Source organism: Helicobacter pylori, from assembly GCF_003636935.1.
GTDB lineage: Bacteria > Campylobacterota > Campylobacteria > Campylobacterales > Helicobacteraceae > Helicobacter > Helicobacter pylori_CH.
This window is the reverse complement of sequence record NZ_MVVH01000006.1, coordinates 1-22,738: the sequence shown is the minus strand read 5'-3', so window position 1 is coordinate 22,738 and position 22,738 is coordinate 1. Positions and strand designations below refer to the sequence as shown.

The window sequence follows — 22,738 nt, the reverse complement described above, 5'->3', positions numbered from 1 at the left end:
TAAAAAGGATACCCATGAATAAAGTTCAATCCATTGAGCCTCAAATCGCTGATAAGTTCAACAACGAGTTAAGAAGTTATAACCTAGAATACAAACTAGAGCAAGAAAGCCTGAATACAGAAATTGATGAAGCTTTAAAAAATTACGCTTCTAAAAGAGGGGGTTTAGGGGGTAACCGCCCTGATGTAAAACTTTTATTAAACACACAAGACCCCAACAGAAGAGTCCCTATTTTAATAGAATACAAAGGGCTAAAAGACAAGCTCATTAAATTAGACAAAAACAAACTGGTAGAAAACTTTAAAAACCATGAGCCTCATTATAAAAACATTAGAGAATACGCCCTAAATGGGGCTTTACATTACGCTAATGCGATTTTACACCACACGATCTACACTGAATGCATCGCCATAGGCATCACAGGCTATAAAGACGATAAGGGCGGTATATGCTCTCAAATCGCTGTCTATTATGTGAATAAAAACAATTTAGGTATGGGGATAGATGTCTCAAAAGGCGAGAAAGCTTATAGTGATCTATCCTTTTTAAGCCGTAAGCATTTTAACGACTTTATTAAACGAGTAGACACCCTTTCTTTAAGCGATAAAGATTTAGAGCGCATTAGAGAAAAGAAAAACCAAGAAATAGAAGACTGCTTGACTTGTCTCAATAACAATATTTATGACAAAGAAAAGAATTTTTTAAGCGAACACAATCGGGTATATTTAGTGATTGCGAGTATTATCGCTAATTTAGGCATCCCCAATTTGGTAGACCCACTAAACAAAGAAGATTTAAAATCTAGCGATGAGATCCTTCAAAGAGATGGCGATAAAATACTTACAAAAATCCGATCCTTTTTAAAGCATAAGGATTTGCCCGAAGAAAAAGAGCAAAGCATTATTTCTTTATTAGAGCCTTTATTAAGAAATGAAAACAACAATAAAGCCATTAATGGCGAAAGCCGTTTGAAGCGCTGTTTTAGTGAAATCGTGGATAATTTGGGCATTTATTATAAGATCGGTCTTAGCACGGATTTTACCGGTAAATTGTTCAATGAAATGTATCGCTGGCTGGGTTTCACGCAAGACAAATTAAACGATGTGGTGCTCACGCCCCCTTATGCCGCCACGCTTTTAGCCAGACTTTCTAAAGTCAATAAGGATAGTTTTGTGTGGGATTTTGCTACCGGAAGCGCTGGGTTATTAGTCGCAAGCATGAATTTAATGATAGAAGACGCTAAAAAGTGTATCACTAGTCCAGAGGAATTGGAACAAAAAATCGCCCATATTAAAGCCAAGCAACTTTTAGGCATAGAAATCTTACCGGATATCCACATCCTAGCGGTGTTAAACATGATTTTAATGGGCGATGGGAGCAGTCAAATCTTAAACCAAAACAGCTTGAGCGGTTTTGATGGCAAAGTCAATAACAAAGAATTTAAAGCTAACGCTTTTGTTTTAAATCCGCCTTATTCCGCTCCCGGTAATGGCATGGTGTTTGTGGAGCAGGCTTTAGCAAAAATGCAAAGTGGTTATGCGAGCGTGATCATCCAATCAAGCGCGGGCAGTGGCAAAGCCAAAGAATACAATGTAAGGATTTTAGAAAAACACACGCTTTTAGCGAGCATTAAAATGCCATTAGATTTATTCATCGGTAAAAGCAGCGTTCAAACCCACATCTATGTTTTTAGAGTCAATGAAAAGCATGACGCTAAGCAAAGGGTGAAATTTATTAATTTCAGTAACGACGGCTACGCTAGAGCGAATCGCAAAAAAGCCAAAGCCAGCCACAATTTAAAAGACACGCATAACGCCAAAGAGCGCTACAACGAAGTCGTGGATTTAGTCCATATTGGCCAATCATGTTTGAAATTTTTAAGCGAAGATGACTACTATGAAAACACCATAGACCCCAAAAACGGAAGCGATTGGAACCAAAACAAACCCACCGACACCAAACCCGAATTAGAGGATTTTAAAAGAACGATAGCCGATTACCTTTCTTATGAAGTGGGCTTGATTTTAAAAAACCAAACGCCCCCAAAGTGATTGGCCCCCTTAGTAGCCAACTCAACGCTATTAAGTGGGGCGAGTTCAAATTAGGGGATTTGTTTGAAAAATTAGACTTAAAGTTTAAGAAAAAAATCTTTAATAAGCAAAAGGATATTTCAAAAGTCCAAACGAGCGAGTTTGATTTACCTCTTGTCAATGCTAAAAATGGTGATAATGGAATTATGTATTATGGTAGGTCAAGCGATTTTGAAAGTGCAGAAATGACAATTGATATTGTCAATGATTATTGTCAATGATGGGGCAGTTTCAACCGCAAATGTTTATCCACAACCCCTTAAAACAGGAGTTCTTTATAACGCCTATTTAATAAAACCAAAATTCACGCCAACAAGAGAAACGCTATTATTTTTTACGCCTTGTATTTATAAAGCTATTAAACTAAAATTTAGCTATGAAAATAAAGCGAGTTGGAATAAAGTTAAAAACGAGTTAATTTCTCTACCCCTAAAACCCACCGCTAAAACTCAAACCCTTAAAGATATTGATTTTGATTTCATGGAAAAATTCATAGCCGAACTTGAGCAGTGTCGGCTCGCCGAACTTGAGGCTTATTTAAAAGCTACAGGGCTAGAAAACACCACCCTTTCTAAGGATGAAGAAAACGCCCTTAATGTTTTCAATAATTCTATGGGGGGTAATACCCCATGCAGCTTAACATGGCAAAGCTTCAGATTAGGGGATTTGTTTGAAATTGAAAAAACCTTAAGCTTTAATAAAGACGCTTTAACGCAAGGAGAAGATTACGATTATATTACAAGGACTTCGCAAAATCAAGGCGTTTTGCAAACCACAGGATTTGTCAATGCAGAAAATTTAAACCCACCATTTACTTGGAGTTTAGGGCTTTTACAAATGGATTTTTTCTATCGTAAAAAATCATGGTATGCGGGACAATTCATGCGAAAAATCACGCCAAAAGCTGAAATCAAAAATAAAATTAATTCGCGCACAGCCCACTATTTCACAATGCTTTTAAACGCCTTAAAACGCCCTTTATTGAGTATATTAGTTAGGGATATTGATAAAACTTTTAGGGAGCAAAAAATCCTACTACCCACCAACCCACATGGCAAAATAGATTTCCATTTCATGCACACCCTCATCAACGCCCTGATGAAACAAATTATTCAAGGCGTGGCTCAATACTGCGGTGCTAAAATACAGGCCGCAAAAGAGGTTATCAGCCAAGAAACACCCGTTCAAAAAGACTCGTTATTTTGAAAGAGATGAGGTCCAGCTTGTGTTACAATAAACTTAAAATTTGCTTGATTGAAGAGGGTTGAACAATGGAGCAGCCAGTCATTAAAGAGGGGACTTTAGCGTTAATTGATACCTTTGCGTATTTGTTTAGAAGCTATTACATGAGCGCTAAAAATAAGCCTTTAACGAACGATAAGGGCTTTCCTACAGGGCTTTTAACGGGGCTTGTGGGCATGGTTAAAAAATTTTATAAAGACAGAAAAAACATGCCTTTTATCGTGTTCGCTCTAGAAAGCCAGACTAAAACTAAAAGAGCTGAAAAATTAGGCGAATACAAACAAAATCGCAAAGACGCTCCCAAAGAGATGCTTTTACAAATCCCTATCGCCTTAGAATGGTTGCAAAAAATGGGTTTTACTTGCGTGGAAGTGAATGGGTTTGAAGCCGATGACGTTATCGCCACTCTAGCCACGCTAAGCCCTTATAAAACCCGCATTTATTCTAAAGATAAGGATTTTAACCAGCTTTTGAGCGATAAAATCGCGCTTTTTGATGGCAAAACGGAGTTTTTGGCGAAAGATTGCGTGGAAAAATACGGGATTTTGCCGAGTCAATTCACGGATTATCAGGGCATTGTGGGGGATAGTAGCGATAATTACAAGGGGGTTAAAGGCATTGGGAGCAAGAACGCTAAGGAATTGTTACAGCGGTTAGGGAGTTTGGAAAAAATCTATGAAAATTTAGACTTGGCGAAAAATTTACTCAGCCCTAAAATGTATCAAGCCCTGATACAAGACAAAGGAAGCGCGTTTTTAAGCAAAGAATTAGCCACTTTAGAAAGAGGATGCATTAAAGAATTTGATTTTTTAAGTTGCGCTTTTCCTAGCGAAAACCCCTTATTGAAAATTAAAGATGAACTGAAAGAATATGGTTTTATTTCTACTTTAAGGGATTTAGAAAATTCCCCTACGCCTTTAATTTTAGAAAACGCCCCCATATTAGACAGCATGCCCACATCAGACAACGCCCCCACATCAGACAACGCCCCTACAAAATCAAGCATGATCGTTTTGGAAAGCGCTGAGCCTTTTAGTGCGTTTTTAGAAAAACTAGAAAATCCTAACGCTAGGGTTTTTATGCGTTTGGTGTCAAATAAAGAAAAAAAAGTTTTGGCCCTAGCGTTTTTATATGAAGATCAAGGCTATTTTTTACCTTTAGAAGAGGCGTTATTTTCGCCCTTTTCTTTAGAGTTTTTGCAAAACGCTTTTTCTCAAATGTTACAGCATGCGTGTATCATTGGGCATGATTTAAAGCCCTTACTGAGCTTTTTAAAAGCCAAATACCAGGTGCCTTTAGAAAACATCCGCATCCAAGACACTCAAATTTTAGCGTTTTTAAAGAATCCGGAAAAAGTGGGGTTTGATGAGGTTTTAAAGGAATATTTAAAAGAAGATTTAATCCCGCATGAAAAAATCAAAGATTTTAAAACAACAAGCAAGGCGGAAAAATTAGAACTTTTAAGCATGGAATTAAACGCTTTGAAGCGTTTGTGCGAGTATTTTGAAAAAGGGGGATTGGAAGAAAACTTGCTTTCTTTGGCTAAAGAAATTGAAACGCCGTTTGTGAAAGTTTTAATGAGCATGGAATTTCAAGGCTTTAAGATTGATGCGCCTTATTTCAAGCGTTTAGAGCAGGAGTTTAAGAATGAATTAAACGTTTTAGAGCGCCAAATTTTGGATCTAATCGGCGTGGATTTTAACCTCAATTCACCCAAACAACTTGGCGAAGTCTTGTATGAAAAATTAGGGCTTCCTAAAAATAAAAGCCATTCTACCGATGAAAAAAGTTTGTTAAAAATCCTAGACAAGCACCCAAGTATCCCTTTGATTTTAGAATACAGAGAATTGAACAAGCTTTTTAACACTTATACCACCCCCTTATTGCGCTTAAAAGACAAAGACGATAAAATCCATACCACTTTCATCCAAACCGGCACAGCTACCGGGCGTTTAAGCTCGCATTCGCCTAATTTGCAAAATATCCCGGTGCGATCGCCTAAGGGCTTACTCATCCGTAAGGGTTTTATTGCCAGCTCTAAAGAATATTGTTTGCTAGGGGTGGATTATTCGCAGATTGAATTGCGCCTGTTAGCCCATTTCAGCCAGGATAAGGATTTAATGGAGGCGTTTTTAAAGGGGCGAGACATCCATTTAGAAACTTCTAGGGCGTTGTTTGGAGGAGATTTGGCCAAAGAAAAACGATCCATCGCTAAAAGCATTAATTTTGGGCTGGTGTATGGCATGGGGAGTAAGAAATTGAGCGAAACTTTAAACATCCCTTTAAATGAGGCTAAAAGCTACATAGAAGCGTATTTCAAACGATTCCCTAGCATCAAAGATTATTTAAACCGCATGAAAGAAGAGATTTTAAAAACTTCTAAGGCTTTCACTTTGCTTGGGCGTTATCGGGTGTTTGATTTTAATGGCGTGAATGATTACGTTAAGGGCAATTATTTGCGAGAGGGCGTGAATGCGATTTTTCAAGGGAGTGCCAGCGATTTATTGAAATTAGGCATGCTCAAAGTGAGCGAGCGTTTCAAAAATGACCCTTCGGTGAGGCTGCTTTTGCAAGTGCATGACGAATTGATTTTTGAGGTTGAAGAAAAAAACGCCCTAGAGTTGCAGCAAGAAATCCAACGCATTCTCAATAATGAGGTGTATGCTTTAAGGGTGCCGCTAGAAACGAGCGCGTTTGTGGCGAATCGTTGGAATGAATTAAAAGGTTAGTTTTTTAAATTGAGTTTAAGAAAAAATATATTATTATTTCTTTATAAGTAATACTTAACCATGTTAAGCTAATATAATATAAAGTGGTTATCAAAAAATAAAGGGAAAAGACTGAATGCTGAAAAGAATAATATTATTAGGGGCTTTGGGTGTTTTAGCGAGTGCTGAAGAGAGCACGGCTTTTGTGGGAGTCAATTACCAGGTGAGCATGATACAAAATCAGACTAAAATGGTGAATGAAAACGGCTTGCAAAAGCCTTTGATGAAGTTTCCGCCTTATGCAGGAGCGGGTTTTGAAGTGGGCTATAAGCAATTTTTTGGCAAGAAAAAATGGTTTGGTATGCGTTATTATGGGTTTTTTGATTACACGCATGATCGCTTTGGCGTGATGAAAAAGGGCATTGCGGTGGGCGAGAGCGGGTTTATTTACAATAGTTTTAGTTTTGGAGGGACGACTTTAACCGAAAGGGATTCCTATCAAGGGCAATACTACGTCAATTTGTTCACTTATGGTGTGGGGCTGGATACGCTGTGGAATTTTGTGAATAAAGAAAACATGGTTTTTGGCTTTGTGGTGGGGATCCAATTAGCTGGGGATAGCTGGGCAACGAGCATCAGTAAAGAGATCGCTCATTATGCAAAACACCACAGCAATTCCAGTTATAGTCCGGCTAATTTCCAGTTTTTATGGAAGTTTGGGGTCCGCACCCATATCGCTAAACACAACAGCTTGGAGTTAGGGATTAAAGTGCCTACGATCACGCACCAGCTTTTCTCTCTTACCAACGAAAAAGGATACACCTTACAAGCTAATGTGCGCAGAGTCTATGCGTTTCAGATCAGTTACTTGAGGGATTTTTAACCCCTTTTTAGATACAATCGCACCTAAAACTATCCATTTAAAGGTGTGAAATGGCAAATTTAGAAAATTTAGACTGGGAAAATTTAGGCTTTAATTACATTAAAACGGATTTTCGCTTCATCGCTACTTATAAAAACGGCTCTTGGTCGCAAGGCGGATTGGTGAGCGAAAATGCGTTGCAACTCAGCGAAGGCTCGCCGGTCTTGCACTACGGGCAGGCTTGTTTTGAAGGCTTGAAGGCTTACCGCTCTCAAAAGGGGAAGGCTTTACTTTTTCGCCCTTTAGAAAACGCCAAACGCTTGCAAACTTCATGCGAAAGACTGCTCATGCCCAAAGTGAGCGAAGAATTGTTTTTAAGGGCATGTGCTGAAGTAGTCAAAGCGAATCAAAAATGGCTCGCTCCTTATAAAAGCGGGGCGAGTTTGTATTTGCGCCCTTTTGTCATAGGCGTGGGGGATAATTTGGGGGTGAAGCCGGCTAATGAATACCTTTTTATCGTGTTTTGCGCGCCTGTGGGGGCGTATTTTAAGGGGGGTATAGAAAAGGGTGGGGCTAGGTTTATCACTACGAGTTTTGATAGGGCCGCGCCTAAAGGCACCGGTGGGGTGAAAGTGGGGGGGAATTACGCTGCAAGCCTATTAGCCCATAAAATGGCCACAGAGCAAGGCTATGATGATTGCATTTATTTAGATCCTACCACGCACACTAAAATTGAAGAAGTGGGGGCGGCGAATTTTTTTGGCATCACGCATGATAATGCCTTTATCACCCCGCATTCGCCAAGCATTCTGCCAAGCATCACCAGAAAAAGCTTGATGGTTTTGGCTCAAGAATATTTGGGTTTGAAAGTGGAAGAAAGAGAAATTTTGATTGATAAATTAGATGCGTTTAAAGAAGCCGGAGCGTGCGGGACAGCTGCGATCATTACGCCCATTAAAGAAATCACGCATAACAACAAGTCTTATTTTTTTGAAGTGCCAGGCAATATTACTAAACAACTCTATGATTTGCTTTTATCTATCCAGCAAGGCGAACAAGAAGCCCCTAAAGATTGGATTTTTGAAGTTGGCTAAAAGGTTAAAATTTATAGCTGTATGCCGCATAAAATAAGGGCGAAGTCTCAAAGCGTTTGGAGCTAGAAAGCAATCTGGCGGTGGGTAAGATTTTAAACCCTAATTCAATGCGGTGTCTTAAAAAAAGCGTGAGCATAACCCCCCCATTAATCGCTAAGCCCCCTGAAACCACCGAATGTTTAAAAAATTTGAAATTTTGCTTGTCTGTATAAACGACTAAAGCCCCCCTAGCTCCCCCAAACGCCCCCAAATAATGCTTATAGCTCCCTAAAGGAAATTCCATAATCACATCCAAACCCACCGCAAGCATGGTAAAAAAAGAGTTTGTAGGATCTTTATGGCTTTGGTAATTCACTTTTCCTGACCCAAGATCCCATGCAAAAACCCCCCTAATCCCGATATATTTTTTGAAAAAACTTTGCACGCCGGTTTTTAAATTGAGCGTTGCGATCCAATCTTTCATTTCCTTGCCTTGATAGTCCTTAATGGCCTCTACAGCGCCAAACCCTCCTAAAAAATACCACCCGCTTTTTTTACGCGTGAGCTTTTGGCGGTTAATGATGCTCCTGTAGAGCTTTTCATGGGCTTCTTGGTAATTTTTTTTAGGGGTTTTATCGTGCAAAATAGGCATTGCATCAAGGGGCGAGACAACAAATCCTCCGATCAAGAAAACACCAAAAAAAATGATTTTTTTAAACATTTTAAAAACAATTAATCCTTTATCCAATAGAATGTTGTTTAACTTTTTGTTTTATCATTGTGTTAAAATAATCGCTTTAAAAAACAAGATTTTGTTAATAGATTTTATCTAATCTGAGAGAGAATATATTCTAATGAAGACAGAGAAACAAAAATTTTTAGAGATGCGTAAAGATGGGGCGAACTCTGTGCTGATTTTAAGAGGGGATTGGGATTTTAAAACGAGCGTGTTTCGTTTAGATGAGTTGAAAAAAAATTTATTAGATCATCAAGGGTCTTTGAAAATGGATTTTTCAGAGTGCCAAAAAGTGGATTTTGTTTTTGGCATGTTTTTATTTGATTTAGTTAAGGAGCGTTCTTTAAACATTGAATTGTGCAATGTGAGCGAGAATAACGCATGCGCTTTGAAAGTGGTTAAAGACTGGCTTGAAAAAGAAGAGGATTTAGAGTCTAAAAAAGCGGGCAAAAAACACGAGCTTATGATCACTAAATTGGGTAAGAGTATCGTAGAGACTTATAACACCTTTTTAAACGCGTTCAATTTTTGCGGCATGATTTTATTCTACTTTATTAAAAGCGTTTTCAACCCCAAACGCTTTTGTATCACCCCTTTGCTCTATCATATTAATGAATCTGGGTTTAAGGTTTTGCCGGTGAGTATTTTGACGGTATTTATCGTGGGGTTTGCCGTTGCTTTACAAGGGGCTTTGCAATTACAAGACATGGGTGCACCTTTAATGTCGGTTGAAATGACGGCTAAACTCGCTTTAAGAGAAATCGGCCCTTTTATTTTAACTCTTGTGGTGGCTGGGAGGAGCGCGAGCAGTTTTACCGCACAAATTGGGGTGATGAAGATCACTGAAGAATTGGACGCGATGAAAACCATGGGCTTTAACCCTTTTGAGTTTTTAGTATTACCTAGGGTGTTGGCCTTAGTGATTGTTTTGCCTTTATTGGTGTTTATTGCCGATTCGTTCGCCATTCTTGGGGGCATGTTTGCGATTAAATACCAATTGGATTTAGGCTTCCCGAGTTATATAGACAGATTTCATGACACAGTGGGTTGGAACCATTTTTTAGTAGGGATTATCAAGGCTCCTTTTTGGGGGTTTGCGATTGCGATGGTGGGGTGCATGCGCGGTTTTGAAGTCAAGGGGGATACTGAGAGCATTGGGCGCTTGACCACCATTAGCGTCGTGAACGCGTTGTTTTGGATCATTTTCTTAGACGCTATTTTTTCTATCATCTTTTCTAAGTTGAACGTATAATGAACGCTACTAACAACCAGGTCTTAATTGAAGTGAAGGATCTCCATAGCGCTTTTGGGAGCACCATTATCCATAGGGGCGTGAGTTTTAGCGTGCATAAGGGCGAAGTGATGGCGATTTTAGGGGGTTCAGGGAGCGGTAAAAGCACGCTTTTAAGGTGCATGATCTTGCTCAATCGCCCCACAAAGGGGGAAGTGTTGCTTTTTGGGGAAGATATATGGAAACTCAAAGAAGCAGAGCAGCAAAAGATTTTTAACCGTTGCGGCATTTGCTTCCAGTTTGGCGCGCTCTATAGCTCTTTAACGGTTTTGGAAAACGTGGGTGTCATGCTAGAGCAATACGGCGCTTATTCTAAAAAAATTGTTGAAGAAATTTCTAAAATGTGGATTGAAAAAGTGGGTTTGCCCCCTAGGGCTTACCACCTTTACCCCTATGAATTGAGTGGGGGGATGAAAAAGCGCGTGGGTATAGCTAGGGCTATGGCGACTAATCCGGAAATCTTATTTTTAGATGAGCCAACAAGCGGACTAGATCCTTATAGCGCGGGCAAATTTGATGAATTGATCATGACACTCAAAGAGAGCTTACAGCTTACGGTGGTGATGATCACGCATGATTTGGATTCTGTGCATGATTGCGTGGATCGATTCATCATGCTCAAAGACGGGCTATTAGAGTTTAACGGGGATTTAAAAGATTTTATTAAAAAAGCTCAAACTCAAGGGCTAGATGAAGGCAATTTATTCAATTCAACACGAGGAGAGAAATTTTGGAAAGGCATGTGAATTACACTTTAATCGGCGGGCTCTTCTTTTTATGCTTAGTGTGCATGGTAGGCTTTATTTTATGGCTAGGCCATTTGGGATTAGATGACGGGAAGTATTATGAATACGTGGTCTATACGGACAAAGACTTGGGAGGCATTGCGACCAACTCGCCCGTTAATTACAAGGGGATTCAAGTGGGTAATGTCATCAAGGTGGGCTTTGCAAAGGATAAAGTGGGGGTGGTCCGTTTGGATTTGATGATTAAATCCAGCGTTAAGATCCGCAAAGACTCCAAAGTGGCGGTTTCTTCTAGGGGGCTTATGGGGTTAAAATTTTTAGCCTTAGAGCAAAGCCACAATGAAGAATTTTATGGTAGTGGCGATAAAGGGGAGCGCATTTTGATCTTTAAAGAAGGGCTTATGGATCGCTTGAGCGTGGATGCTAATCAAGTGATGCAAGAAGTGATGAAAGCGATTAAAAACGTGAATAAGATTTTAGATGATGAAAATGTGGAAAAATTCAAGCACATTCTCGCTTCAGTGGATGATCTCATCGCTAATTTGGATTCAAGAAAGACTCAATTTGATTCACTAATCAGCAACGCTAACAACCTCGTTTCTAATGTCAATAATGTGGCTTTAGATGTAGATAAGCGCCTAAAACAAGGGCAATACGACTTTAAAGCGATGTTTACTCCCTTGATCATGCAAGCGCAGTTGAGCTTGAGAAACATTGATAATTTTGTGGAAAAAGGCTCTGCTTTGATAGACAAATTTGACGCTAACCCCTATAAAACGATTTTTGGAGAAAGGAAATAATCATGAGAGCTACGGCGATAAAAATTTTTTCACTCTCATCAGCATTAGCGTTCTTGCTTCAGGGTTGCTTGAGCATCAATTTAAAACAAATGCTGCCAGAGATCAGGACTTATGATTTGAACGCGAGTTCTTTTGAAATCACGCAATGCCCTAAACCTTTGACTGAAGTGAGGCTCATTAGTATTTTGAGCGCGGATTTATTCAACACTAAAGAGATCGTGTTTAAAGCCAAAGACGGGCAGATCACGCATGGGAAGCACCAAAAATGGATAGACTTGCCTCGCAACATGTTAAAAACCATGTTCATGCAAGAAGCGCAAAAAGCATGCTTAGGCGTGGCTTTGCCCCCTTATGGCGCGGGCACGCCCACTTATGCGGTGCGCTTTACGATTTTATCGTTTTCTCTTTTAGAAAAAGAAAATTCTACCTATAGGGCGGAATTTGCGCTAGGCTATGATATTAGCGTGAAAGGCGATTCGCATTCTGGAGTGATCATTAAGCATGAAAACATTTCTAGCTTGGAAAATAAAACGACCAAAACGAGTAAAGATGGCAATCAAGATTTTCAAGAAAGCGCAATACAATCCCTCCAACATGTAAGCACGCAAGCGATGCAAGAAGCGGTTTCTTTGATTAAAAAAGCCATTGAAGCGCAAAGCGTAAGCCCGTTAAAAAAATAAAACATAAGGAGGAATTGTTTGAATTTACGATTGGCTGGAGCAAGCGTTTTAACGGCTTGTGTCTTTTCGGGGTGTTTTTTTTTAAAAATGTTTGATAAAAAACTTTCTAGCAACGATTGGCATATCCAAAAAGTGGAAATGAACCATCAGGTGTATGACATTGAAACCATGCTCGCTGATAGTGCTTTTAGAGAGCATGAAGAAGAGCAAGATTCCTCTCTAAATACCGCTTTACCTGAAGATAAAGCAACGCTTGAAGCCAAAGAGCAAGAGCGAAAAGAAAAAAGAAAACACTGGTATGAGCTTTTTAAAAAGAAACCAAAGCCCAAAAGCTCTATGGGAGAGTTTGTGTTTGATCAAAAAGAAAATCGTATTTATGGGAAAGGCTATTGCAACCGGTATTTTGCCAGCTATGTATGGCAAGGCGACAAGCACATTGGGATTGAAGACAGTGGGATTTCAAGAAAAGTGTGTAAAGATGAGCATTTGATGGCGTTTGAATTGGAATTTATGGAGAATTTTAAGGGTAATTTTACGGTAACTAAGGGCAAGGACACGCTCATTTTAGACAACCAAAAAATGAAAATTTATTTGAAAACGCCTTGAGTGGGTTGTTGGTTTCAAAACGATCTAAGATCACTAAATTAGGGATTAAAAAGAGATTTTTAAGCGCTTTTTAAGAGATTACCGCTTGCTTTTGGCTTTTTTATTGTTGATCATAAAAGATGCTTTGAGTGTTTTTTAGATTTAGCACCAAAAACCCCCCAAAAGGACTTTTTAAAATCAAAAAGAGGGTTTAGGGGTTTTGTCTGTCATTACAGGGAGTTCTGGATAGAGTATTTTAGGTTTTTTACCCTTTAAGGCTCCAAAGAAGGTTTCAATTTTTTTCGCTTCTTCATCGCTGATTTCAATGCCCAACTGGATAGAGCCCATTTCTTTAATCGCATCCTTGACATCCCAAAACTGCCCGTTATGGAAATAAGGCATCGTTTCGGTGATATTCCTTAAAGTAGGCACTTTCACAAGCCCGTTTTTATCGCCTTTGAAATCGCCCACATTAGCGAATTTATAAGGTTTGACCACCCCAAAAGGCTGCATTGTCCCCCCAAGATTGATGCCGTTATGGCAAGCCACACAGCCTTTAGAAATGAATAAATCTAGCCCTTCTTTTTCGGCTTTACTGAGCGCTTTAGGATTGCCCCTTAAAAAATCATCGTAACGGCTTGGGGTAATAAGCGTGGCTTCAAACATAGCGATACTATCAGCGATCAATTTAAAATCAATTTTGACTTTAGAGCCATAAGCTTTTCTAAAGAGCTTGACATAGCCTGGCATGGAATTGATTTTTTCTACCACCACTTTGGGATCAGCCCCCATTTCAAAAGAAGACTGGATCGGCCCTTGCGCTTGTTCGTTTAAATGCGTAACCCTACCATCCCAAAACTGCACATCGTTGAACACAGAGTTATACACCGTTGGGGAACTTAAAAGGTGGGGGTTTTTCTTCCATTGAGAGCCTATAGCGCTTGGGACTAAATCCACCCCGCCTAAGCCTAGATTATGGCATGTGTTGCAAGACACGAGATAGGAAGTGGAAATCCTAGGGTCAAAATAGAGCATTTTGCCTAATTCCACTTGAGCGGGAGTCATGATCTCGCTGTTTTTGGTGCCAATACCCACATCTCTGGTTTTTTTGATCTGGTATTCTTTGAGCGCTTTGCCCATAGGCATAGGCTCTAATTGGCTTTCCCTCGCTTTTTTGATCAATTCTAAATCGTTCAGGGCATGAGCGCAAGAAAAAGCCAAGCAAACGCCCAATAAAACGGATTTTTTCATGATGAGCTCCTAAAATAGCATTAAAAATAATAAAAACTTTCTTATTATAACCACCATTTTAAAATAATTTACCACTAAACGAACGGATAAAGGGTTTTTTAAAGAGCGATAGGTATAATGGCGTTAAATCCAAATAGGGGTTAGACAATGAAAGAGAATAAAGCCTTCACGCATTTGCACTTGCACACGGAATATTCGCTTTTAGACGGGGCGAATAAGATTAAAATTCTAGCCAAACGCATTAAAGAATTGGGCATGAAAAGCGTGAGCGTAACCGACCATGGGAACATGTTTGGAGCGATTGATTTTTATACGAGCATGAAAAAAGAAGGCATTAAGCCTATCATCGGCATGGAAACGTATATCCATAATGATGACAACCTTTCTAGCAAAGAAACCAAGCAGCGTTTCCATTTGTGCCTGTTCGCTAAAAACCAAGAGGGCTATGAAAATTTGATGTTCTTAAGCTCTATGGCGTATTTAGAAGGGTTTTATTATTTCCCGCGCATCAATAAAAAGCTTCTAAAAGAGCATTCTAAAGGCATTATCGCTTCTAGCGCGTGCTTGCAAGGGGAAGTCAATTACCATTTGAATACCAATAATGAGAGAAACCGCAAGTATGGGGCTAAAGGCTATGATGAAGCTAAAAGAATCGCTTGCGAATACCAAGAGATTTTTGAAGACGATTTTTATTTAGAGATCATGCGTCATGGCATTTTAGATCAGCGATTCATTGATGAGCAAGTCATTAAAATGTCTTTAGAAACAGGGTTAAAAATCATTGCTACCAACGACACCCACTACACCATGCCCAATGACGCCAAAGCTCAAGAAGTAGCGATGTGCGTAGCGATGGGTAAAACCCTAAACGATAAGGGGCGCTTGAAACACTCCGTGCATGAGTTTTACATTAAATCCCCTGAAGAAATGGCGAAGCTGTTTGCAGATATTCCAGAAGCTTTAGAAAACACCCAAGAAATTGCGGATAAATGCGTTTTAGAGATTGATTTAAAAGACGATAAAAAGAACCCCCCAACCCCTCCAAGTTTCAAATTCACTAAAGCTTACGCTCAAGAAGAGGGTCTGAATTTTGAAGATGACGCTTCTTATTTTGCCCATAAGGCTAGAGAGGGCTTGAGAGAGCGCTTAATCTTAGTGCCAAAAGAAAAGCATGATCAATACCAAGAACGCTTGGAAAAAGAAATTGAAGTCATCACGAACATGAAATTCCCAGGGTATATGCTAATCGTGTGGGATTTTATCCGTTACGCTAAAGAAATGGGCATTCCTGTAGGGCCTGGTAGGGGGAGTGCGGCCGGGAGCTTGGTGGCTTTTGCGTTAAAAATCACGGATATTGACCCTTTGAAATACGATCTGCTCTTTGAAAGGTTTTTAAACCCTGAAAGAGTCAGCATGCCTGATATTGATACGGATTTTTGCCAGCGCCGGCGTAAGGAAATCATAGAATACATGATTGAAAAATACGGCAAATACAATGTGGCCCAAGTCATCACCTTTAATAAGATGTTGGCTAAAGGCGTGATCAGAGATGTCGCAAGGGTTTTGGACATGCCTTATAAGGAGGCTGATGATTTTGCCAAACTCATACCCAACCGCTTAGGCATCACGCTTAAGGGCTATGAAAAAAATGGCGAGTTCATAGAGGGAGCGTGGGAATTAGAGCCTAAAATCAAGGAATTAGTAGAGAGTAATGAATTAGCCAAACAAGTGTGGGAGTATTCGCTCAATTTAGAGAATTTGAATCGCAATGCAGGCGTGCATGCTGCAGCTTTAGTGGTGGATAGCCAAAAAGAATTGTGGCACAAAACCCCTTTATTTGCTTCTGAAAAAACCGGTGGTATCGTTACGCAATATTCCATGAAGTATTTAGAGCCTGTGGATTTGATCAAGTTTGACTTCTTGGGGCTTAAAACCTTGACCGTGATTGATGATGCGCTTAAAATCATTAAAACGCAGCACAAAATTAGCGTGGATTTTTTATCGTTGGATATGGACGATCCGAAAGTGTATAAAACGATCCAAAGTGGGGATACGGTGGGGATCTTCCAAATTGAATCCGGAATGTTTCAAGGGCTTAACAAGCGCTTAAGGCCTTCAAGCTTTGAAGACATTATCGCCATTATCGCGCTAGGGAGACCGGGGCCTATGGAATCAGGCATGGTGGATGATTTTGTGAACAGAAAGCATGGCATTGAGCCTATCGCTTATGCGTTTAAAGAATTAGAGCCGATTTTAAAGCCCACTTACGGCACGATCGTCTATCAAGAGCAGGTGATGCAAATCGTGCAAACTATCGGCGGTTTTAGTTTGGGTGAAGCGGATTTGATCCGCCGCGCTATGGGGAAAAAAGACGCTCAGATCATGGCGGACAATAAGGCTAAGTTTGTAGAAGGCGCTAAAAATTTAGGGCATGATGGCCAAAAAGCGGCTAATTTGTGGGATTTGATCGTTAAATTTGCCGGCTATGGCTTCAACAAATCGCATTCCGCCGCCTATGCGATGATTACTTTCCAAACGGCGTATTTAAAGACTTATTACAAGCATGAGTTCATGGCAGCGATGCTCACTAGCGAATCCAATAAGATTGAATCCGTGGCACGCTATATTGATGAGGTCAGGGCTTTAGAAATTGAAGTGATGCCCCCACACATCAATTCTTCCATGCAAGATTTCAGCGTGGCGGAGTTTAAAAATCAAAAGGGCGAGTTGGAAAAGAAAATCGTGTTTGGTTTGGGAGCAATTAAAGGGGTTGGGGGTGAGCCGATTAAAAACATCATTGAAGAAAGGGCTAAAGGGGATTATAAGAGTTTAGAAGATTTTATTTCACGGGTGGATTTTTCTAAACTCACTAAAAAATCTTTAGAGCCATTAGTGAAGTCCGGGAGCTTGGACAATTTAGGCTACACCCGAAAAACCATGCTCGCTAACTTGGATTTGATCTGTGATGCGGGGCGCACTAAAGACAAGGCTAATGAAATGATGCAAGGGGGTAACTCCCTTTTTGGAGCCATGGAAGGCGGAACCAAAGAGCAGGTTATTTTGGATATGGTTGATTTAGGCGAACATGACGCTAAAACGCTTTTAGAATGCGAATACGAGACTTTAGGCATCCATGTTTCAGGCAACCCTTTAGATGAGTTTAAAGAAGAAATTAAGGGCTTTAAAAACTTGGTCAAAAGCATTGATATTGAAGAGTTAGAAATCGGCTCGCAAGCTTATTTGCTGGGTAAAATCATGGAAGTTAAAAAGAAAATTGGCAAACGAAGCGGTAAGCCTTATGGCACAGCAGACATTTTGGATCGATACGGCAAGTTTGAACTCATGCTTTTTGAAAAGCAATTAAACGCCTTAGAGGAGTTGGATATTAACAAGCCTTTAGTGTTTAAATGCAAGATTGAAGAGCAAGAAGAAGTGGCGCGATTGAGACTTTTTGAGATCTTGGATTTAGAGAGCGCTAGAGAGGTTAAAATCCCTAAAGCCCGCTATAAAGACCCTGAAAAGCAAAAAGAAGATGTGCGCGAAATCCCCCCCATGGAAATACTCGCCTCCAGTTCTTGCTCTTTAGCGATCGTGTTAGAAAATGACGTGAAAAAAGAGTTTTTAAGACAAATCAAAGAGAGCGCTCTAAAACACCAGGGCAAACGCCCCTTGTATTTGATCATCAAAGATAAGGGCAAGCAATTTAAAATCCAAAGCGATTTAATGGTAAATGAAAAGATTAAGGACGATTTTAAAGAATTAGAGTGGAGGGATTTAGCTTGAGGATCAACCAGTTTTTAGCCCATTACACCAAGCACTCCAGAAGAGAAGCTGAAAAATTGGTTTTAGAAGGGCGGGTGAAAATCAACCATGAGCATGCCAAACTCGCTAGCGTGGTTAAAGAAAACGACAAGGTGTTTTTAGACAAACGACTCATCAAGCCCTTAAAAAACAAAAAATTCAGCGTGTTAGTTTATCACAAGCCAAAGGGCGAACTAGTGAGTAAAGCCGATCCCTTAAAACGGCGTGTGATTTATGAAAGCTTGGAGAAAAAATACGCCCATTTCGCGCCGGTGGGGCGTTTGGATTTTGCGAGCGAGGGGGTGCTATTATTGAGCGATAGTAAGGCGGTGGTGAGCGCTTTAATGCATGCGAATTTAGAAAAAGAATATCTTGTTAAAATTCAAGGCTTTGTTACAAGAGAGATAGAAAACGCCATGCAAGAGGGCTTGAAATTAGAAAACGCTACTAAGGGAGCGCACCAAAAAACCCCCATTAAAAGCATGGAATTTGCCCCCTTTATTGGTTATGAAATTATCAAAAACCATGCCAAATATTCTAAACTGAGAGTCATTATCAATGAGGGGAAAAACAGAGAACTAAGGCGTTTTTTTGCGTTTTTTAACGCTGGAGTGTTGGATTTAAGGCGCGTTCGTTATGGTTTTGTGAATTTGAATGCCTTACCGGTAGGGAAAATGCGTTTTCTAAACCGCCAAGAATACAATGAGTTGCATGCGTTTATGGCTAATAGGGTTAATGTTAAAGAGGATTAGCGTTTGTTGTGCTATACTTCGGCGGTTGGGGGAAATAAAAAATAAGGATTATCATGTTAGAAGTGATTAACGGGAAGAATTACGCAGAAAAAATCGCTCATCAAGCGGTAGTGGTCAATGTGGGGGCGAGCTGGTGTCCGGATTGCAGAAAGATTGAGCCGATCATGGAAAATTTAGCCAAAACTTACAAAGGCAAGGTGGAATTTTTTAAGGTTTCTTTTGATGAGAGCCAGGATTTAAAAGAGAGTTTAGGCATCCGCAAGATCCCTACTTTGATTTTTTACAAAAACGCCAAAGAAGTGGGTGAAAGGCTTGTAGAACCTAGCTCTCAAAAACCGATTGAAGACGCTCTAAAAGCGTTATTGTAAGGGGCGTTGTAAAGAGTCTTATTACAAAAATAAGAGTTTAAAAAAATCTTTTTTAACCCCTTTTTTATTTAGTCTTTTTTCATAGTCCCTTTTTTTAGGGGGGCTAACTTCAAAGAACTTTTATATTATCTTTTATCTTAAAAATCGTTTTTATCATTTTTAACAAAAACATGTTTGTTAAAAAGTTCCTCTAATTAAGCTAAAAATGAGCGAATATGTGGTATTAATGCTTGCAGTGTGAAATTTGTAGGGCTAAAACTTGAAAATGTGAAAAAAAAGACGCATAAAATGCTAAAATCCGCAAAAACACTGACGATGTGTTTAGATTAGAAGTTTAAAATTAGAAACAGATGTATCTGTTTTAAATTTTGAATAGGGAGTTTCTATCATTATGTTATTGAAAACAAAATTAAAAATTATAAGCTCGGTGATTTTGAGCGCTTTGTTGTGGGTGGGTTGCTCAAGCGAAATGGCAACTTATCAAAACGTGAATGATGCCACTAAAAATACGACTGCAAGCATTAATAGCACGGATTTATTGCTAACCGCTAACGCGATGTTAGATTCCATGTTTAGCGACCCTAATTTTGAGCAACTCAAGGGCAAGCATTTGATTGAAGTTTCAGATGTTATTAACGACACCACGCAGCCCAATTTGGACATGAATCTTCTCACGACTGAAATCGCACGGCAGTTGCGGTTGCGATCTAATGGGAGGTTCAATATCACAAGAGCGAGTGGAGGGAGTGGCATTGCAGCGGACAGCCGAATGGTGAAACAGCGCGAAAAAGAACGAGAGAGCGAAGAGTATAATCAAGACACCACTGTAGAAAAAGGCACTTTAAAAGCTGCTGATTTATCTTTAAGTGGTAAAGTATCCAGTATCGCAGCCTCTATTAGTAGTTCTAGGCAGCGCTTGGACTATGACTTCACCCTAAGCCTTACCAACAGGAAAACGGGTGAAGAGGTATGGAGCGATGTTAAGCCTATTGTGAAAAATGCTAGCAATAAGCGTATGTTTTAAATTTATATTTGAAAGGATGAGCGATGAAAAATCAAGTTAAAAAAATTTTAGGGATGAGCGTGATAGCAGCGATGGTGATCGTAGGTTGTAGCCATGCCCCAAAATCAGGTATCAGTAAAAGCAATAAGGCTTACAAAGAAGCGACTAAAGGCGCTCCTGATTGGGTTGTAGGGGATTTAGAAAAAGTGGCGAAGTATGAAAAATATTCAGGGGTCTTTTTAGGAAGGGCTGAAGATTTGATCACTAATAATGATGTGGATTATTCCACTAACCAGGCTACAGCGAAAGCTAGGGCTAATTTAGCGGCGAATTTAAAATCCACTTTACAAAAAGATTTGGAAAATGAAAAAACCAGAACGGTAGACGCTTCTGGTAAAAGGTCCATCAGCGGCACTGACACTGAAAAAATCTCTCAATTGGTGGATAAGGAATTGATCGCTTCTAAAATGCTTGCCCGCTATGTCGGTAAGGATAGGGTTTTTGTTTTAGTCGGTTTGGATAAGCAAATTGTGGATAAAGTACGCGAAGAGCTAGGTATGGTTAAAAAGTAGGGCTTTAATGAAACGTCTTGCTATTGCACTTATTTTGGTATTGGGGGTTATGTGGGGGAAATCCTTGCCTAAATGGGCTAGGGATTGCTCAAAAGAAGTGCAGATTGAAAAGACCCAAACCAAAGATGAAAAAATTTTGGTGTGTGGGATGAGCGATATATTGCTTTCAGATATGGATTATAGCTTGTCCTCAGCCAGACAAAACGCCTTAGAGAAAGTGATGGAAGCTTTCAAGGGGGATAAGATAGAGATTAAGGCTAGTGAGCTAAAGGCCACTTTTATTGATACGGATAAAGTTTATGTGCTTCTAAGAATCACTAAGAAACACATCACTTTAATGAATGAGTAAGGATTAATGATGAAAAAGATTATTCTTGCATGCCTTATGGCTTTTGTGGGTGCCAATTTAAGCGCAGAGCCTAAGTGGTATAGCAAGGCCTATAACAAGACAAACACCCAAAAAGGCTATCTTTATGGGAGTGGTTCAGCCACTTCTAAAGAGGCTTCTAAACAGAAAGCGTTAGCGGATTTAGTGGCGTCTATTAGTGTGGTGGTCAATTCACAAATCCATATTCAAAAAAGTCGTGTGGATAACAAGTTAAAATCCAGCGATTCGCAAACGATTAACTTAAAAACCGATGACTTGGAATTGGATAATGTAGAAATTGTCAATCAAGAAGCGCAAAAAGGGATCTACTACACCAGAGTAAGGATTAATCAAAACTTGTTTTTGCAGGGTTTAAGGGATAAATATAACGCTCTTTATGGGCAATTCGCCACTTTAATGCCTAAAGCTTGCAAGGGGGTTTTTTTACAGCAATCCAAGAATATGGGGGATTTATTAGCTAAAGCGATGCCTATGGAAAGGATTTTAAAAGCGTATTCTATTCCGGTGAGTTCGTTAGAAAATTATGAAAAAATCTATTATCAAAACGCTTTCAAACCTAAAGTGCAAATCACTTTTGATAACAACAGCGATACAGAGATTAAAAACGCTCTCATAAGTGCTTATGCTAGAGTATTAACCCCTAGCGATGAAGAAAAACTCTATCAAATCAAAAATGAAGTTTTCACAGACAGCGCTAATGGTACCACACGCATTAGAGTGGTTGTTAGCGCGAGCGATTGTCAAGGCACGCCCGTATTGAATAGAAGCCTTGAAGTGGATGAAAAGAATAAGAATTTTGCTATCACACGCTTGCAATCTTTACTTTATAAAGAACTGAAAGATTATGCCAATAAAGAAGGGCAAGGCAATACGGGGCTATAAGTAGGGTAATAATCCCACTTTGCGCCTTAGTTTTATAGCGTTATTGTTTTGTTGGATGCGGCATTTTTAAAATAGCTCTCTAAAGATTTTTGGCTTTTATTCCCACCAAATAGACTAAACAAACTAAAGCCTTATAAAAATTTAAGCGTGATACCCAATTATAAAAGCGATGATGAAGGCTTGCCCGTATACACAGCAAGCGGTAACAAACCTGATATTGTAGCTATGGACAGCCCAAAGTTATATAGAAGTGAGCTTGATTAGAGACAGAAGTCAAAGCGAAATGATACCTATTGCCAGACATTTAAAAGAATTGGTTAAGAATAGCACCGATATTAGAGAAAAATTCAGTGTTTTTGTAGCTCCAAATATCCATGATGCCAGAGAATATGCAAAATTCGCCTAATTCATCAAAAAAGCAGAAAACAGCAAAGAGTTATTGCAACTCAATGGCCATTGGAAAGCTTGAAACACAAAGCTTTCAGCCTAAATTTGTCTGAATTTAAAAAGTATAAAAAAGTATAGACATAACATAAATTAAATGAAAAACCCATTGAAGAATACCCCAAAAGGCACAGCGTTAAACAACGATCCAAGAAAAAGACGCTAGAAACCTTCAAACAAGATTTGGAAAAGATCCTTGTATCAGAATGAACTTAAATATAAAGATAGACGCATTAAAATCGCTTTTTGATGGTTGGCGCTGTTGTTTTTGGCACGCTTGATGCAAGCTCTTTTATCAGTTCTTAAACAAAGCCTTTTGATTTACCAACCCCCCCCATTAACCCCTAAAATACCCACCCATAGTTGAAAAACACTTTAAAATGGCTGCCCCCCTCATCCAAAACAACAGAGTTCGCATAGATGCCATTATTAGAAGCGATTTTAATACCGCTTTGGATTAAAGG

General features: G+C 39.5%; 18 protein-coding genes and 2 pseudogenes. 18 read left to right on the top strand and 2 right to left on the bottom strand.

Annotated elements, in window-relative coordinates; genetic code table 11:
• Positions 1 to 14: 14 nt before the first annotated feature.
• From EAL87_RS04985 to ilvE, 5 genes and pseudogenes are all read left to right on the top strand, one after another.
• The gene (locus EAL87_RS04985; protein ID WP_120913382.1) at positions 15 to 2,051 is read left to right on the top strand and encodes an N-6 DNA methylase; all 2,037 of its coding nucleotides are present in this window, start codon (positions 15 to 17) and stop codon (positions 2,049 to 2,051) included.
• Positions 2,048 to 3,296, top strand: a pseudogene (locus EAL87_RS04980) (restriction endonuclease subunit S). The gene EAL87_RS04985 and the pseudogene EAL87_RS04980 overlap by 4 nt, the downstream one beginning before the upstream one ends.
• Before the next feature lie 65 nt (positions 3,297 to 3,361).
• Positions 3,362 to 6,061, top strand: coding sequence for a DNA polymerase I (gene polA, locus EAL87_RS04975; RefSeq protein WP_120913380.1), 2,700 nt, complete (start codon positions 3,362 to 3,364; stop codon positions 6,059 to 6,061).
• Positions 6,062 to 6,176: 115 nt separating this feature from the next.
• The gene (locus EAL87_RS04970; RefSeq protein WP_120913378.1) at positions 6,177 to 6,923 is read left to right on the top strand and encodes an outer membrane protein; all 747 of its coding nucleotides are present in this window, start codon (positions 6,177 to 6,179) and stop codon (positions 6,921 to 6,923) included.
• Positions 6,924 to 6,973: 50 nt separating this feature from the next.
• Entirely contained in the window at positions 6,974 to 7,996 is a 1,023-nt protein-coding gene (gene ilvE, locus EAL87_RS04965) for a branched-chain-amino-acid transaminase (protein WP_120913376.1), read from the top strand.
• A 4-nt stretch (positions 7,997 to 8,000) separates the two neighbouring features.
• Here ilvE and EAL87_RS04960 read toward each other — a convergent pair whose 3' ends face one another.
• On the bottom strand, positions 8,001 to 8,696 hold the full coding sequence (locus EAL87_RS04960; protein WP_108316936.1) for an outer membrane protein: 696 nt from the start codon (positions 8,694 to 8,696) through the stop codon (positions 8,001 to 8,003).
• A 133-nt stretch (positions 8,697 to 8,829) separates the two neighbouring features.
• Between EAL87_RS04960 and EAL87_RS04955 the strand changes: the two genes are divergently transcribed.
• Genes EAL87_RS04955 through EAL87_RS04935 form a run of 5 tightly spaced genes read left to right on the top strand, consistent with a single transcriptional unit; the run spans position 8,830 to position 12,834 of the window.
• Positions 8,830 to 9,963 (top strand): ABC transporter permease, encoded by a 1,134-nt coding sequence (locus tag EAL87_RS04955; protein ID WP_120913374.1) that lies wholly within the window; start codon positions 8,830 to 8,832, stop codon positions 9,961 to 9,963.
• Positions 9,963 to 10,748: an ABC transporter ATP-binding protein gene (locus EAL87_RS04950; RefSeq protein ID WP_000994578.1), complete on the top strand. Its 786-nt coding sequence runs from the start codon at positions 9,963 to 9,965 to the stop codon at positions 10,746 to 10,748. The genes EAL87_RS04955 and EAL87_RS04950 overlap by 1 nt, the downstream gene beginning before the upstream one ends.
• A complete protein-coding gene (locus EAL87_RS04945) occupies positions 10,733 to 11,548 on the top strand; it encodes an MlaD family protein (RefSeq protein WP_120909774.1) in 816 nt (271 codons plus the stop codon). The genes EAL87_RS04950 and EAL87_RS04945 overlap by 16 nt, the downstream gene beginning before the upstream one ends.
• Before the next feature lie 2 nt (positions 11,549 to 11,550).
• On the top strand, positions 11,551 to 12,228 hold the full coding sequence (locus EAL87_RS04940; protein WP_120913372.1) for a hypothetical protein: 678 nt from the start codon (positions 11,551 to 11,553) through the stop codon (positions 12,226 to 12,228).
• An 18-nt stretch (positions 12,229 to 12,246) separates the two neighbouring features.
• On the top strand, positions 12,247 to 12,834 hold the full coding sequence (locus EAL87_RS04935) for an META domain-containing protein (protein WP_162972619.1): 588 nt from the start codon (positions 12,247 to 12,249) through the stop codon (positions 12,832 to 12,834).
• Positions 12,835 to 13,011: 177 nt separating this feature from the next.
• Here EAL87_RS04935 and EAL87_RS04930 read toward each other — a convergent pair whose 3' ends face one another.
• On the bottom strand, positions 13,012 to 14,064 hold the full coding sequence (locus EAL87_RS04930) for a cytochrome-c peroxidase (protein WP_120913370.1): 1,053 nt from the start codon (positions 14,062 to 14,064) through the stop codon (positions 13,012 to 13,014).
• Positions 14,065 to 14,211: 147 nt separating this feature from the next.
• Between EAL87_RS04930 and dnaE the strand changes: the two genes are divergently transcribed.
• The 8 genes and pseudogenes from dnaE to EAL87_RS04890 all read left to right on the top strand — a co-directional run.
• On the top strand, positions 14,212 to 17,847 hold the full coding sequence (gene dnaE / locus EAL87_RS04925; RefSeq protein WP_120913368.1) for a DNA polymerase III subunit alpha: 3,636 nt from the start codon (positions 14,212 to 14,214) through the stop codon (positions 17,845 to 17,847).
• Complete coding sequence (locus tag EAL87_RS04920) at positions 17,829 to 18,617, top strand: pseudouridine synthase (protein ID WP_120913366.1); 789 nt, start codon at positions 17,829 to 17,831, stop codon at positions 18,615 to 18,617. Before dnaE ends, EAL87_RS04920 begins: the two co-directional genes overlap by 19 nt.
• 53 nt (positions 18,618 to 18,670) lie before the next feature.
• The gene (locus tag EAL87_RS04915; RefSeq protein WP_000895147.1) at positions 18,671 to 18,985 is read left to right on the top strand and encodes a thioredoxin family protein; all 315 of its coding nucleotides are present in this window, start codon (positions 18,671 to 18,673) and stop codon (positions 18,983 to 18,985) included.
• Between the two features lie 391 nt (positions 18,986 to 19,376).
• The gene (gene lpoB, locus EAL87_RS04910; protein ID WP_000925186.1) at positions 19,377 to 20,009 is read left to right on the top strand and encodes a penicillin-binding protein activator LpoB; all 633 of its coding nucleotides are present in this window, start codon (positions 19,377 to 19,379) and stop codon (positions 20,007 to 20,009) included.
• Positions 20,010 to 20,032: 23 nt separating this feature from the next.
• Positions 20,033 to 20,560 (top strand): LPP20 family lipoprotein, encoded by a 528-nt coding sequence (locus tag EAL87_RS04905; protein ID WP_000795968.1) that lies wholly within the window; start codon positions 20,033 to 20,035, stop codon positions 20,558 to 20,560.
• A gap of 7 nt (positions 20,561 to 20,567) precedes the next feature.
• Positions 20,568 to 20,909: a hypothetical protein gene (locus EAL87_RS04900; RefSeq protein WP_120913364.1), complete on the top strand. Its 342-nt coding sequence runs from the start codon at positions 20,568 to 20,570 to the stop codon at positions 20,907 to 20,909.
• A 9-nt stretch (positions 20,910 to 20,918) separates the two neighbouring features.
• A complete protein-coding gene (locus EAL87_RS04895) occupies positions 20,919 to 21,830 on the top strand; it encodes an LPP20 family lipoprotein (protein WP_120913362.1) in 912 nt (303 codons plus the stop codon).
• Positions 21,831 to 21,962: 132 nt separating this feature from the next.
• A pseudogene (locus EAL87_RS04890) lies at positions 21,963 to 22,299 on the top strand (AlwI family type II restriction endonuclease); the annotation flags it as partial.
• Between the last annotated feature and the right edge of the window lie 439 nt (positions 22,300 to 22,738).

Excerpts from the sequence above, each read along its gene's own strand:
- EAL87_RS04950 (WP_000994578.1), top strand. The coding sequence starts at position 9,963 with ATGAACGCTACTAACAACCAGGTCTTAATTGAAGTGAAGGATCTCCAT.
- EAL87_RS04900 (WP_120913364.1), top strand. The coding sequence starts at position 20,568 with ATGAAACGTCTTGCTATTGCACTTATTTTGGTATTGGGGGTTATGTGG.
- ilvE (WP_120913376.1), top strand. The coding sequence starts at position 6,974 with ATGGCAAATTTAGAAAATTTAGACTGGGAAAATTTAGGCTTTAATTAC.
- polA (WP_120913380.1), top strand. The coding sequence starts at position 3,362 with ATGGAGCAGCCAGTCATTAAAGAGGGGACTTTAGCGTTAATTGATACC.
- EAL87_RS04930 (WP_120913370.1), bottom strand. The coding sequence starts at position 14,064 with ATGAAAAAATCCGTTTTATTGGGCGTTTGCTTGGCTTTTTCTTGCGCT.
- EAL87_RS04970 (WP_120913378.1), top strand. The coding sequence starts at position 6,177 with ATGCTGAAAAGAATAATATTATTAGGGGCTTTGGGTGTTTTAGCGAGT.
- EAL87_RS04985 (WP_120913382.1), top strand. The coding sequence starts at position 15 with ATGAATAAAGTTCAATCCATTGAGCCTCAAATCGCTGATAAGTTCAAC.
- EAL87_RS04955 (WP_120913374.1), top strand. The coding sequence starts at position 8,830 with ATGAAGACAGAGAAACAAAAATTTTTAGAGATGCGTAAAGATGGGGCG.
- dnaE (WP_120913368.1), top strand. The coding sequence starts at position 14,212 with ATGAAAGAGAATAAAGCCTTCACGCATTTGCACTTGCACACGGAATAT.
- lpoB (WP_000925186.1), top strand. The coding sequence starts at position 19,377 with ATGTTATTGAAAACAAAATTAAAAATTATAAGCTCGGTGATTTTGAGC.
- EAL87_RS04940 (WP_120913372.1), top strand. The coding sequence starts at position 11,551 with ATGAGAGCTACGGCGATAAAAATTTTTTCACTCTCATCAGCATTAGCG.
- EAL87_RS04895 (WP_120913362.1), top strand. The coding sequence starts at position 20,919 with ATGAAAAAGATTATTCTTGCATGCCTTATGGCTTTTGTGGGTGCCAAT.
- EAL87_RS04905 (WP_000795968.1), top strand. The coding sequence starts at position 20,033 with ATGAAAAATCAAGTTAAAAAAATTTTAGGGATGAGCGTGATAGCAGCG.
- EAL87_RS04960 (WP_108316936.1), bottom strand. The coding sequence starts at position 8,696 with ATGTTTAAAAAAATCATTTTTTTTGGTGTTTTCTTGATCGGAGGATTT.
- EAL87_RS04915 (WP_000895147.1), top strand. The coding sequence starts at position 18,671 with ATGTTAGAAGTGATTAACGGGAAGAATTACGCAGAAAAAATCGCTCAT.